The organism is Vibrio sp. Vb0304 (assembly GCF_033338995.1).
Classification (GTDB): domain Bacteria; phylum Pseudomonadota; class Gammaproteobacteria; order Enterobacterales; family Vibrionaceae; genus Vibrio; species Vibrio alginolyticus.
This window is the reverse complement of sequence record NZ_JAWOTT010000016.1, coordinates 20,570-34,901: the sequence shown is the minus strand read 5'-3', so window position 1 is coordinate 34,901 and position 14,332 is coordinate 20,570. Positions and strand designations below refer to the sequence as shown.

Sequence of the window (14,332 nt, the reverse complement as noted above, 5' to 3'; positions counted from 1 at the left end):
TGAACTAAGATACCGTAGGTGATTTGAGTTGTGGTCAGTCATATAGAGAGAAAACTAGAGAAGTTGCTTAAAAATGAACCTCACTTGACTAGGGCTGAAGCAGTTAAGCTACTAGCAAAATTGAAGCAGAAAAAAACAAAAAGCAAAAGTAAACATCAAGCACTGAAAACCGTTTCAGGGGGAGTTGTTTCTCCTCGATAGAACAAGTTGTCTAGCATCACACCAGTATTGAGTAACGCGCTCAATTAATGATGCTTGTCGTCGGCAGTTCAGCAAGCCTCCACAGCATGCTGTTTGGGACAAACGCTCCTTCAGTTTTTGGGCCTGCTAGACATTGCAATGAAATCAACTTTATTGTCTTGCGAAGTTATATTTAATTTCTCTTTTAATTCTTCAACAGGTATTGGGTGGCTTAGATAGAAACCCTGGGCTTGTTCACAGCCTAACTCTTCAAGAATTCGTAACTGTTGATCGGTTTCTACTCCTTCTGCAACGACTTGAATTCCGCACTCTTTTGCAATGTTGATAATGCCTGAAGTGATCGCTCTTGAACGATAATCAACCGCAATATCTTTGATGAAGCTACGATCTATTTTGATTTCATCGATGTCTAGTCTATTGAAAATTCCAAATGAGGTATAACCGACTCCAAAGTCATCGATAGAGAACGCTACACCAGACCTTTTCATTTTTTTTACTAGGCTTGCACATTTTTCTATATTCTTAAGTGTAGCTGTCTCTGTGATTTCAAGGCATAGGTATTTTGAAAGTTCAGTGTCTTGATTTAGCTGATACTCAATTTGATGAATATCCTCAGTGCTATTTAGCTCAGTCGCTGAAATATTTACAGATACGCTTTGGATGACACGGCCTAGGAGCTGAGCTTCTTTAAGTTGCTTTGATGCTTGCTTGATTACTAGCTTCGTTAAAGCGCTACTAAGATTATTTTCTTCTGCCAGCGTGACAAATACTGATGGAGGTATATCTCCGTATTGAGAGTGAGTCCAGCGAGATAGCACTTCAACTCCCATCATTCTCTTGTCTTTTAGGCGATATTTTGGTTGAAAGACTATCTGTATTTGCTCTTCTTGAATCGCATGACGCAACTCTATAATCATACGTTGTTTTTGGAAATCTTTTTCAGCGAGTTTTTTGTCGTGGTATCGGATAGTATTTTTTGTTTTTTTTGCCTGAGCTAGAGCATCTTTTGCCGACGACATGAGTTGCTTGACACTCTCTCCATCATACGGGTAGAAGGCCACACCAATAGAGCATGTCACATCAATTTCATGACTTTTTGCATGTTGATTAAACTGCTTTTGAACGCGAGCTAAGTGCAGAGCTATTTGATTTTCATCATGCATTCGTACCAAACAAGCAAACCCATCAGAGTGTATTCGTGATGAGAGAAGAGGAAAGACCGTATGAGAGTCAATAGATTGTGCGATATCCTTTAGAAACTGACTACTTTTCGTAAAACCGAGGCGATCGGCTATGGGTTTAAAGTTATCAATATCAAGAAGAAAAAGAACGTAGTGCTCATCTTCTTTGGCATTTTGGATTTTTTGTTCTAGGCAGCGAAAAAATACCAAAGGGCTGTGTAAACCTGTTACAGAGTCAATGTCATTCGCTTGTTCAAGTTCTCGATTGTTCTTTTTTACCAGTCCCCACAGCAATAAAGATGTGACCACTATAAATAACATTCCCTTCAGTGATTGAACCAAGGTATAGACTTGTGTATTGCTCGATAGGAGTTCTACTGCTTTATCTGAGAACCAAACCCATAGCGACGCAAACACAAAGTAGGTAAAAACGAACTTAGTGGAGGATTTTATATCTCTTTTCATATTGACCACAGTATTATTTTTTTACTGCCCATGAGTAAGTTTATAAGTAAATAAGTAAATTATCATTACATTGCATATCAATCTAGTGACACATCACTAAAGTGTTTAAAATGTTACATCGAGCATCAATCACAGACCGTTAGGGCTATTCTGGCGTTTTAACGTATGTTGGTTAGTCACGTCTTGGAGTTACTCTCTATGGGGTTTTGCTCAAGATAACTCTAAGTAAGGAGTAATGTTTCATACAGAGTATTCAAAGGTCTGATTAAGTCTTTGAGTTAGTATAGATCTGTGAGTGGCAATGTCTTTTATATCTAATGAAAAAATGGATGATTTAACTTATGGAGTATATGGAGGAAATGAAACAGATGAGGGATAAGTTAAATCTGAGAAAGTTAATTCTGTGCCTGAGTGTGTTCAGTGTACTAGTCACTCTTCTTAATACTTTTCACTCCATATATAGAGTTCAGCATGAGCTGCTAGTTAACAATACCATAGAGTCCAACCGTATATATGCCGTTATACCGAATCAACTTGAAGATGCTGGCTTGAGAACCTGAAAATTATCATTAATTCGAGATGTCAAAGAGCCTGCGATCTCTGGAAGAGTCACTGCAAAAAATTGGTCTATTGCCGCCTTGAAGTCCCGTTTTCTTTTGAAGTAAACGTTGTTCCTCGCCTTCTCTCATTCATTACTTTCCATAGCCGCTCGATTGGGTTGAGGTTTGGACTGTAAGGTGGAAGATAATGCAGTTCAATATTCAGGACAAACGCCGCATCTTTGACTAAGTCACTGCGGTGATATCCCGCACCATCCAAGATGATATGAAGCTTATGGGCTAAGGGATAACTCTTTCTTAACTCACAGAAAAAGCGAACAATCGATTCACTGTTAATGCTCTCATAGTTGTGAACAATGGTTGCTCCAATATCCGACAAGTTCAGTGCGCCAATAATGTTCAATCGGCTACGATTACCCGTTGTTTCAATCACTTTATCCTGACCAGTTCGTATCCAGCCATGAGATATTTTTGTTGATAGTGTTGGGTGAACTGCGTCGATAAAGACTATCGATTCATCCTTGCCACAGCTTGCCTTTAACGCTTCATAAGCCTCTATAAATGCTTGCTGTTGTGCTTCATCAAACTTGTGTGGTACGCCTTTCGGTTGCTTGTAGCTAAAACTATTGTGGTGAAGCCATTTATTCATACCAGAAACCGTGTAATCCAGTCCAAATGTCTCTTTAACGTAAGTGACAATTTGATGCGTGTGAGAATAGGTTTTCTCAGTCAAATGCTCGATTAGGTGCATGGTTTGAGTAGCAGAAAGCTTGCTTTGGCTTCCGCCATTTTCAGGCTTAAGTTTTTCAGAAAGAACGTAGTCGCTGAGATGACGAGCAACGGTCGATTCATGAATACGAAGAGCTTGTGAAATCATAGTCTGATCCAGCCTTCAGAAGCCAGCAAAACAGCCTTAATACGGTCGCAAACTCGACTATCACGTTCAATGTCGTGCATTTGTTCGAGTTGCAGTTTCTGTTGAGGAGTCAGTGTAATTTTCATGGTTCGTAGCATGATCCTGATTCTATCGAAAATCAAGCATCTTCAATGATCACGGGTATATCACAGATTAATGAATCTCTATCTTCTCACCAACACCAAAAACATTAACACAATATTATTCCTCTCTTGGAAAGGAGGAAAAATCATAAATTAACCAATCTCCTCTAATTTCACGATTTTGCCAAATGCATCACATTATGCATCAATAAAAAGCCATCAAATTCAATAAAAATCAGATAGTTAAATGATAGCTTAATCTCTATTCCAATTTTTATTTTTTATTTCATGCTTGATGTGTACATTTAGTGACTGTATTTAAATCTATCAAAACAAACACCGTGCAAATAATGACCATTCTCACAATCACCTTTCTTTAAAGATGTATTCCTTTTTATCTGTCCTAAAGTTCTGCTGTCTTTTTAGACATAATACATTTTTTCTTACATTTTAAGATTTCAAACTTAAGGAAAGAATATGAAATTCAACAAGAGTTTGTCTGCCGGGCTCATGTTATTCGGGAGTTTAATCGGGGGGGCACCAAGTTATGCCCAAGACGTTCCCAAAACCGCCTTCGTCCATTTATTTGAATGGGGTTGGCAAGATATTGCTCAAGAATGTGAAGAATTCCTGGGCCCAAAAGGATTTGCTGCCGTACAAATCTCACCCCCTCAAAAAAGTGTTGATAACCCCGCTTGGTGGGCTCGCTATCAACCTGTCAGCTATTCTTTTGAAGGGCGCAGCGGTAACCGAGCGCAATTTGCAGATATGGTTCAACGCTGTAAAACAGCGGGCGTGGATATTTATCTCGATGCTGTCATCAACCATATGGCAGCATGGAATCGGAATTTCCCAGAAGTTCCTTATGGAACGAATGACTTTAATAGCTGCACCAGTGATATTAATTATTCCAATCGTTGGTCCGTACAAAACTGTGATTTAGTCGGGCTTAACGATCTGAAAACCAGCTCCGAATATGTGCGGCAAAAAATTGCGGACTACATGAATGAGGCCATCAGCATGGGCGTTGCCGGATTCCGTATTGATGCAGCCAAACATATCCCTGCTGAAGATATTGCCGCGATAAAAAGTAAGTTACACGGCACCCCTTATATTTTCCAAGAAGTGATCGGAGCGGAAAATGAGCCAGTAAAACCGGGGGAATACACTTATATTGGTGATGTGACTGAATTCTTCTTTGCTCGAACCCTTGGCCCTAAATTTAAACACGGAGGAATCAAAGATTTACAAGGGATTGGTTCATGGAGTGGCTGGTTAGGCAACAGTGATGCGGTGACTTTTGTAACGAACCATGATGAAGAACGTCACAACCCAGAACAAGTACTCAGCCACCAAGATTTTGGTAACCTCTACTTCCTCGGTAATGTCTTTACGTTGGCCTATCCCTATGGATACCCCAAAGTCATGTCAGGCTACTACTTCAATGATTTTGATGCAGGCCCCCCCGCAACTGGCATACATACGGGTAACGCCTGTGGTTTTGATGGAGGAGACTGGGTTTGTGAACATCGCTGGCGCGGCGTAGCCAATATGGTGGCTTTTCGTAATCACACTGCAGCAGAATGGCGCGTGACCAACTGGTGGGATGATGGCTATAACCAAGTGGCCTTTGGCCGTGGTGGGCTAGGTTTTGTTGTCATTAACCGAGACGACAACAAAGGCATCAACCAAGGTTTTGCTACCGGAATGCCAGCGGGTGAATATTGCGACATCATCAGTGGTGACTTTAACTCACAAACGGGAACATGCAGTGGCACCACCATCAGTGTAGACAGTTCAGGTTATGCCCATTTCACCGTGGCTTCTCATAATGCGGCGGCCATTCATGTCGGAGCAAAAGTAGGACAAACCTGCACCGATTGTGATAGTGATAGCGATAAAAAACCAGCAACTCCTGTCACAGCAACCAACCTCTGCTACGACAATGCCGCTAATCACACTTCACCAACACTCTACTACTGGGGAGCACAACCAGCAGGCTCACTCACAAACGCCACTTGGCCTGGCGTTACCATGACGGCAAATGGTGATTTCTATTGCCATGATGTTGAAACTGAGCTTTCAAGTGTGAATGTGATTTTTTCAAATCAAGGTGCCAATAAGAGTAACGATCTCACCACCACTACAGGAACGTGTTATAGCGATGGTAGCTGGAAATCTTTAGCCGACTGTGGGTTTACCCTAATCACAGAAGAGGATAATGATAACGATAATGCCACCCAAATCTGTTATGACAATCAGCAAGGTTTCTCTCAACCTTACCTCTACTTCTGGAATGTGGATGCAGCAACGCCTATTGCTAACGCAACTTGGCCAGGGCAAGCAATGACTCAACAAAATGGTCAATATTGCTATGACTTTGGTACTAACCTCACTAGCTTGAAAGTCATTTTCAGTGATCAAGGCAGCCGCCAAACACTCGATATGAATGTTTCAGCACCAAACCTTTGTTATGCCAATGGTGAATGGAAAGATCTCTCCCAGTGCACCAGCAACACAAATGGTGGAAATGAAACTTGGTACTTCCGAGGAACAGCAAACGGATGGGGATTAGCCGCATTGGATTACAATGAGCAAACCGGCCTTTACACAACAACCCAAACCTTCAATGGTGAAGAGTCACCCGCAAGGTTTAAAATTGATGATGGTTCGTGGACAGAATCCTACCCAAGTACGGATTATCAAGTCGGCGACTACGCCACCTATCAGATTCATTTCAATAGCAGTACAAAAGCCATCAGTGTGACACAACACTAATAACCTTATCGGTACAGTCTGAAGACTGTACCGATTTTCACCTCTTACAACCAATCCTTCGGATAAGCATTGAATTTATTTGCGGGGCTGCTACATTCATGAGGTTCAATCCGAGATTCCGCAGCCAATTTAGGAATAAACCGCTTCATACAGTACACCAAGAAGCCTAAGGAGCCGAGTCTGATGCTCTTGAACACCCGTTATGAAGCTTTGGCCGCCAAATTCGAGCGTGTCGATACCTTCGAATTTTAAGAATACCCAACGTGCCGTCGGTTTAGTTGTCGTCTTGTTCTTTACCATGCTAGGAAAGAATTCCTCGGTCTTAGTGAGACTCTCTCGGATTTTGTGCTCTAAGCTCGCGTAAACGAGTAGGCTAAGCGTCATGATCATCAGTAGTGCCTCGATTCGCTGAGGTTTCTTCAGGAAAATTGATGATGTTAAGAACTCAGGGCTTTTCAAAAAGCGAAAGCCGCGCTCAACCTTTTGCTGAGACTTGTAATGCTCAAGCAATGCAGCCATTGTGAGATCGGCGTAGTCAGTATCGTTGGTGGCGAGAATAAACATACCCACTTTAAGCTTGGCCAGTTTCACTTTTTCTAGATCGGTATAAGGCGTAGCATCTATCAAATAGTGGTATCCCCTTGGCTTTTCGTCTTTCTTTGGCCGACCACGACCTGAATAGATTGGCTCTTTAACGATGGTTGATTGTGCAAAACCAAGCAAATGACACTGGCTGGCGAAGTCGCCCATTGCTTGCTCGGCATCCACTGCGCAGGCAAACCTCTTTTTCATTAGTTGGCCCAGCGCTCTCTGCTCTTTGGTGATATTTTTGTCTAAGTTGTGAGAGAGTAATAAAGTCTCATACCAAGTAATAAAGATTCATACTGAGTATTAAAGTATCATATTAAAATGGCAGCGCAGTCGATACGCTGCCATTTCTAAATCGAATCTGCCCCAAAATCGTTTTCAGCTATAACATACATGTTAGAAGATAACCGGAATTTGCCCAAATCCTGCTCATGTGACGGCAACAACAATCATGCAGTAAAAATGATTTTTTATGTTGGCAAGGTCACTTCGGGACAAAAGCGCCTTACAAAAAGATCATCAAACTCAGATTTCAAGACTGGTTTAATCAAGTTCGAAAAGCAAAGGTTCTTGCTTCCACTCCGCAGGAAAGCCCATTGCAGATATAAAACGATTGGCTATCGGATATTTATCAAATAAGTGGGCTAACGCAGGTCCAAGCTTTTCGTCGAATTTAAGCCCTGAGTATATTCGTTGTAACGCAATTACCGAAGTATATAAGCGGTTCAACTGATCGTGAGCTTACGGGAAGATAGCTTACATCGGTGCGCAGAGTTGGCTCCAGACGAAGCAGGAGCATTTCTTGGTTAGATATTAGATAGGTAATTCCAAGGTAGGAACTGCTGTGGGGTCGCCTTTACTTCACCTTGTTTACGCTGCAGCGTATTGAAGTAATCCAAGACGTTGATACCGGCTTCGGCTGACGTCGCTATCATTCCCATCACCACATCAGCAATACTGGCGCCAGCTTGAGTTTTATGGAACATCGCATTCTTACGGTTTCTGGCGACCAGTTTGAGGGCTTGCTCCGCTTTGTTATTGTCTATCGGAGCCCCTTCGATGTGGCAGAACGCGCTAAGCCCGTCATAGTGTTTATTGAAGTATCCAATCGCTTTGCCAAGACCACTATTTTCTTCAACACGCCCTCTATTAAGTTCTGTCTCTCCCCATTCACGGATCTGCTCCATCACCGGCAGAGATACTTTCTTATGCCACGCAAGTCGCTGCTTACTGCTGAGTCTCAAGACTTTGGCCTCATGATCGTTATCCCAGATCATTCCATACCACGTTAATACCTGTTCAACTTCGGTTGGGAATGAGTGAAGCACTTCCGCGAACTGCCGCCGCCCGTGACTATTGCACAGACAGTGTTGGACTTCATAACCAAGAGATGGGCGATTGCTGGATAAGGCATCGCTCATCAATATGGGAGTAGATAGCGTTTTACCGCGCTCGCTCAGCAACTCGTCAATGAACTCGCCCGCATGCCCAATGTTCGTTTTGTATAACACCACATTGTGCCCGCCTTTTAACCCAGCGACTAAACCCGTACTGTAAACGCCGGTGCGCTCTCGCATTTTGGTGCCATTGCGTTGCGGTTTTTCGATTGGGACTTTGTCTAAGATTCGATTACTCGTGTCGTCTAAGTAGTAATGCTCGGCGTTGGCTGCAAAAATTCTAAGCAGGTTATAAACGGGTTGTAAGCTATTGGCTACCAACTCAACTTGGTCAAAAATGGTTGACGCTGTAAGCTTTACTCCCATCAGAGCCTGCATGCTTTCTTGGCAATAATAAGGCGCACCAGCACAAAACTTATGCAGAGCCATTAAAGTGCGAGCACTGTAACCGTATTTCTGACTCGGCCCTCCATCCTCAACGACATCATCAGGCAATGTCGCCTTGAAGTACTGACCGCACGCATTGCAGCGCAAGCGTTCCATAACATGCTGCTCAGCTACGAATGGGCTTTGCCCCGTGATACGCAGCAAGGTAGCCGGCTCATACTTATACAGCTTGCCTTGATGGCACTCCGGGCATGCATCGCCTTTCCTTAGGTCGGTTAATTTGTGCTGAGTAACTTTTGTTTTTACCGGCACATCAGGTTGAGTCGCTTTAGGTTTGGACCGTTTTTGACCACGTTTTTTGTTCTTCTTGGCTTTCTGGCCAAGCAGGGTATCCATGGTCTCTGACGATCTGACCATTCCCACCAGTTTACGCAGTTTATGCAAGGTAATATCGTTATCAGATAAGCGCTCTTGTAAGGCCGCCAGCGTTTTTAATGCTTTCAACAGGATATGACAATCTTCCGCGCTCAGTGCCAGGTCATGCTCTTTCGCCTCCTGCACTCGCTGGATAAGTCCATCCAACTCTTCGCTATCTATGTCGGTAAACTCTTGCGCCACTTTCTATCCTGTCGGCTAATGTGCTCTGATGATGTATCTCATTATTTCAGCTCAGCATGATCGGTCAACTCGATCGAAACGATCGTTTGTTTGAACCCGTAGACTGTGCGTTTGTTCACACTCTTTGCCAGCCTGGCAGCCCTGTCAGCAGGGCTTTCAATTGCCTAGCGACTAAAGGCGTGATCGTCTCTTGAGATTTCCTCGGCCAATCTTGAAAGCGCCCTTTGGTCAGGCGCTTACTCATCAACCAGTATCCGGAACCATCGTAGCATAGCGCCCTTAACATGGTTCGGCGTCGATTGGTGAACACAAACAGGGTACCGCTACGTGGCTCTTGTTTGAGCTGATGACGACAGAGGGCGACAAAGCCATCAATTCCACAACGAAAATCGGCAGGCTTAATGGCCAGAAGGATTTGGGTCTGCGCAGTTAGATGGATCATGCTAATGCCCCCACATCTTGCAGCAAGGTTTGGAGCAGATGAAGTGACAGCTCTCCGCTAATACGAATTTGACTTGAGTTTGGTAGCGTCATTTCAATGCTCAAACGATGCTCTGTATTAGGCTCAAATTCGTGCTCGATAGGCAATGACATAAAGTCAGAGGGGGCGGTGGAACTGACAGCAGCATGGTCACACCAAATCTTGAGTTGTCGAGCGTTAATCCTCAACGCAGTAGCAATGTGATTATGGGAGTGACTGTCTGCTAATTCAACGGCCAATTGTCGAAGTTCGTTAGGAGTGTGAGTGCGTTTAGTTCGGTTTTGGCACCAGTGATCAAACGCGGCAATGGCTTGTTCTAGTTTATGTTGTGGCACGGTGTCGATCCTCTTAATGGACAGACACTCAGTAAATCACGACTTGTTGCTAAAAGTTGAGCTATACTGCCGTAAGCTCACGGTTTATTTGCGCAAAAGTAGATTTAGATATCATTAATTCAGTCTCATTGTAGATATTAATCCTTCAGATTTGTACTTTAATATTTTAGTTATCACTTTGTTCTTATTGTTTTTGTAAGATTGAATTTTAATATGCTTTTAATATGCTTTTAATTACATAATAGGTAAGTTAAACGAATAGAGGAGAAACGCATGGATGTTTCAGATAATAGGCGGAGATCGACCGTTCTTATCCCCGTTTTTATACCTGCAGTTGTCGTTATTGTATTATTGGTAGTCGGTACCATTTCTAACCCAGAGAGAGCTGGGGACTTTTTTTCTCAATTATTATCAGAAGTAACCACTAATTTTGGCTGGTTTTATATGCTAGCTGTTGCGATATTTTTGGTTTTTATAGTAGCAGTGGCAGTCAGTAAATGGGGAGAGATTAAGTTAGGTCCCGATCATGCGGAACCTGAATACAGCTTCATGGAATGGTTTGCTATGTTGTTTTCGGCAGGGTACGGCATCGCACTTTTATTCTTTGGTGTAGCAGAGCCAGTTCTACACTATGCTTCACCACCAACCGCAGCACCCGAAACGGTTGAATCCGCCCGAGAAGCGATGCAAATTGCATTTTTCCACTGGGGTTTTCATATCTGGGCTATCTATGGTTTAGTCGGTTTAGCACTGGCGTATTTTGCTTTCCGCCATGGCCTGCCTCTTTCAATGCGCTCGACGCTTTATCCGTTAATTGGGGATAAAATTCACGGCCCGATTGGTCATGCGGTTGATGTGTTTGCGATTTTAGGTACGTTATTTGGTATCGCGACCACATTAGGATTGTCGGTTACCCAAATTAACACAGGCTTGCATTACTTATGGCCTGATATTCCAATTAATAGCACCGTGCAAATCATTGCTATTACGCTAATCACATTGTGTGCACTGGTTTCCGTTCTTGCAGGTATGGATAAAGGGGTAAAAAACTTATCGTTATTAAATATTGCTCTCGCAATATTGCTGATGGTCTTTGTATTTGCAGCAGGTCCAACTCTCTTTATTCTTAATACCTTTATGCAAAATACAGGTAGTTATTTAAGTAATATTGTTGAACGCACATTTAATCTACAAGCATATGTCGCCAGTGATTGGATCGGGAACTGGACACTGTTTATCTTTGGCTGGACCATCGCTTGGGCACCATTTGTAGGTTTGTTCATCGCGAAAATTAGTCGTGGTCGTACCATTCGGCAGTTTGTTGTGGGTGTGATGGTAGTACCTACTACCTTTACTTTTCTATGGTTCTCCGTGTTTGGTGATACGGCCTTGCACATGATCATGACAGATGGTTATCACCACATCATTCAAGAAGTGCAAAACAATAACGCTATCGCCTTATTTAAGCTGTTTGAACGCTTGCCGATGACTTCGATTATCTCGTTTCTTACGGTTATCTTAATCATTACCTTCTTTGTGACTTCATCTGACTCCGGTTCACTTGTGATTGATTCACTGGCTTCAGGTGGTGTGCACGATACGCCTGCATGGCAACGCACTTTCTGGGTTGCAACGGAAGGGATTGTCGCTTCTGTTCTACTCTTAGCGGGTGGTCTGGGTGCTTTACAAACGGCGAGTGTGGTGAGTGCTTTGCCTTTTGCCATCATTATGTTAGTTGCTATGGTGGGTATGATCAAAGCTCTCCGTATTGAAGGCCACCATGAAGACAGTCAGCAACAATATATGCAGTCTCAACAGTCTAGCTCTACGGGGGTAGGGAAAGGATTATGGAAAAAACGCTTAGCTAATTTAGTTGATTTCCCAGATCGCTCTGATGTTGAAAAATTCATTAGTGTTACTGTTCTCAATAGTATGAAGCGTGTTGAGCAAGAGCTGGAAGAGCAGGATTGGGAAGCGGAAGTGAGATTTGACGAAGAGCTGTGTCGCGCACACTTTGAAGTGTTCAAAGAAGGGCAAGTTGAGTTCATCTATGAAATTCGCTTACGTGGTTATGACTTGCCTGAATTTGCTTATAATGAAGGTGAAGTGCCAGAGGATAAGTACTACTACCGTGCAGAAGTCTTTTTACGCCGCGGTGGTCAAGCGTATGATGTTTATAACTATGAACAACAAGATATTATTAACGACATCTTGAACCAGTTCGAACGTTATTTACACTTCCTACATATTTCGCCGGGCATCTTACCGTGGAATATGCAAGAGCATGATATTGATGTGCCACCGGAAGATCCATCGAACCTTGAATTAACATAATCTCCACTCAAAGCCTCATCAATCTGCTGAGGCTTTTTTAGATTGGTATAAAACAAAGCAGAGCCACATTAATTTTGCAGTAGCTGAGATAATTCCGGTGTTGCCCTGTGGCGTCGATATCGCAATTAGAGTGTAAAATTAATTGAAATAACAGCGCAAATATGACAATAAGAGAGAAGTTTCTCTCTTTGCTTGGTGGATCACCAAGGTGCGGTCGAAATCCTTCTGGTTATAGATACGGTCTTCAATCAGGTTACCCTGTTTGTCGAGCTGCCCTTTGGTTGGGCGCCAACCCTGCAGATCAACGTCTATATCGACCCGCACCACCTTGTAGGGGGCAAGAAAACCATCTTCGATCCCCTCTTTGAGGGAGTAGGTATAAACAGGGTCACCGAAGTAATCGGTACTGGAGACGGTTGCGGTCTCATTTAAAACGGTACAAACAGGGTTACTTGACTGCTTAGTATGAAACTTTATTCCTCTCCTACACATATCGTTGCCTTCGACTTTAAATAGTAGCTAATACATATATATATTAGCTACTATAAGTAAAAAACAAAGCCTCCCCTGGTACTATTTATTCAGTCCGCACTTGAAAAGTAATTTTTAACAAAATCATATTTAACGTTTGTGCTAGCCATATTTTATGGCTAGCAATTTTTGCGTTTGGTGACGTTGTCGTTAGCACTTATTTGGTGCATCTCGTCTTTCATCATGGGCGGCTCAAAATAGATCGCTTCAATAGGCGAAATTTGTCTAGGAGATCGGTGGCGGTCCACTTTTTCGCTTACAAATTCTCATCCATTTCACTCAAATCTTGCCATTCCATGCGCGTTTTCGCATTACACAATGAATAAATATCTTTATAATTATGTAATTATTGTCAGAAGACAATATAGTTTCATCGAGTCCAATAAAGTCTGATCACTTACAATAAAGTTTGTCACTTTTCCTCTGTCAGTTCACTTGGCAGAGGTGATGCGAACCGACTATAGCAAACACGCCTTTGCCCCAAAACAACTCAGAGAAAAAGTTATTGCACATTTCGTTCCTAGTGTTTTTCCTTATCAACATTTATCCGAAGGAGTTTGGAAATCAGCCTTTGAGAAATTATAAGGCATCGTGCAATCGAAAGCGGGGTTAACTTTCATTAACCATTTGATTACACATTGAAGTGATATTAAAAAAGTTGCATAATCACGGAATGAAAAACGGCTTTTAGCCGACTAATAAGCGTTATGCTGCTTTAAATTAACTTTAGGATGAGTGAAATGAAATATGTAAAATCGATTTTATTATCAATGTTGTTTCTAGCTGGTTGTGGTGAAAGCAAAGATAATTATATTGGTAGTTATTTATATAAATCTCCATTTACTGGTTCGGAAATCTTAGCTGAGATAAAAAAAGATGGGGATTCTTATATTTTTATTGAAAATTTGAAATATCCATCAAAAGTTTTTCCTCTAAGTATTGAAGATGATGGTTTGTCCTACAACGGTAAGTTGCTGAAAATATCAGAGGACCAATCTAAGTTATACTTCGCGGGGATAACAGCAGATAGAATGAGCCAATCTATGCTAGTTGAGCGTGAAGAAGATCAAAGAAAATTGCGTGAGACATGTAATAAGATTCAGGCTGAAATTGATCATGAAACATCATTAGGGCGGAGTACGAAAGATTGGAATACATATGTTAGAAGTGTTCAAAACACTGCTCCAGAAGGTTGCGATCTTAAAGGCTTGAATCTCAAGTGGTAGTCCAGCAGCATAACAAGTTGTTCAAGAGGAATTCGCAACGCGGCGTCACTTCTCAATACGTAAAGTTATCCGCACTTTTCTAATTTAGGTGATTACTCTAAGAAAGTTTTGTCCAGAAGTGAGTTACAACGAGTATGATACTTTAATACTCATTTGTAGCTTGATTCGGACATGGTGGTAGCAATTAGTATGAATCTTTATTTTTGGTTATGTTTAATCTTAAACGGTTCGATCAAGGGTGCTTGACTGTT

7 protein-coding genes and 3 pseudogenes are annotated in these 14,332 nt (G+C 42.2%); 3 read left to right on the top strand and 7 right to left on the bottom strand.

Features of this window, described 5'->3' with window-relative positions; all coding sequences use genetic code 11:
- Positions 1 to 311: 311 nt before the first annotated feature.
- Entirely contained in the window at positions 312 to 1,847 is a 1,536-nt protein-coding gene (locus R7P35_RS17350; RefSeq protein WP_318092403.1) for a bifunctional diguanylate cyclase/phosphodiesterase, read from the bottom strand.
- A gap of 529 nt (positions 1,848 to 2,376) precedes the next feature.
- Positions 2,377 to 3,409, bottom strand: a pseudogene (locus R7P35_RS17345) (IS630 family transposase).
- A 474-nt stretch (positions 3,410 to 3,883) separates the two neighbouring features.
- Between R7P35_RS17345 and R7P35_RS17340 the strand changes: the two are divergent.
- Positions 3,884 to 6,184 (top strand): starch-binding protein, encoded by a 2,301-nt coding sequence (locus R7P35_RS17340; protein WP_318092401.1) that lies wholly within the window; start codon positions 3,884 to 3,886, stop codon positions 6,182 to 6,184.
- 129 nt (positions 6,185 to 6,313) lie between these two features.
- On the opposite strand, the pseudogene R7P35_RS17335 reads toward R7P35_RS17340, so the two are convergent.
- From R7P35_RS17335 to R7P35_RS17320, 4 genes and pseudogenes are all read right to left on the bottom strand, one after another.
- Positions 6,314 to 7,024 (bottom strand): annotated as a pseudogene (locus R7P35_RS17335) (IS1634 family transposase); the annotation flags it as partial.
- 554 nt (positions 7,025 to 7,578) lie between these two features.
- Positions 7,579 to 9,174 (bottom strand): IS66 family transposase, encoded by a 1,596-nt coding sequence (gene tnpC / locus R7P35_RS17330; protein ID WP_268206429.1) that lies wholly within the window; start codon positions 9,172 to 9,174, stop codon positions 7,579 to 7,581.
- A 115-nt stretch (positions 9,175 to 9,289) separates the two neighbouring features.
- The gene (gene tnpB / locus R7P35_RS17325) at positions 9,290 to 9,616 is read right to left on the bottom strand and encodes an IS66 family insertion sequence element accessory protein TnpB (protein ID WP_188046902.1); all 327 of its coding nucleotides are present in this window, start codon (positions 9,614 to 9,616) and stop codon (positions 9,290 to 9,292) included.
- Positions 9,613 to 9,990 (bottom strand): hypothetical protein, encoded by a 378-nt coding sequence (locus R7P35_RS17320; RefSeq protein WP_213905044.1) that lies wholly within the window; start codon positions 9,988 to 9,990, stop codon positions 9,613 to 9,615. Before R7P35_RS17320 ends, tnpB begins: the two co-directional genes overlap by 4 nt.
- A gap of 273 nt (positions 9,991 to 10,263) precedes the next feature.
- Between R7P35_RS17320 and R7P35_RS17315 the strand changes: the two genes are divergently transcribed.
- Positions 10,264 to 12,324, top strand: coding sequence for a BCCT family transporter (locus R7P35_RS17315; RefSeq protein WP_213905045.1), 2,061 nt, complete (start codon positions 10,264 to 10,266; stop codon positions 12,322 to 12,324).
- A 192-nt stretch (positions 12,325 to 12,516) separates the two neighbouring features.
- Here R7P35_RS17315 and R7P35_RS17310 read toward each other — a convergent pair.
- Positions 12,517 to 12,750, bottom strand: a pseudogene (locus tag R7P35_RS17310) (hypothetical protein); the annotation flags it as partial.
- Positions 12,751 to 13,595: 845 nt separating this feature from the next.
- On the opposite strand from R7P35_RS17310, the gene R7P35_RS17305 reads away from it, so the two are divergent.
- Positions 13,596 to 14,081 carry a hypothetical protein gene (locus R7P35_RS17305; RefSeq protein ID WP_213905046.1) on the top strand — a complete coding sequence of 162 codons (486 nt, stop codon included), beginning with the start codon at positions 13,596 to 13,598 and terminating at the stop codon, positions 14,079 to 14,081.
- Positions 14,082 to 14,332 lie beyond the last annotated feature (251 nt).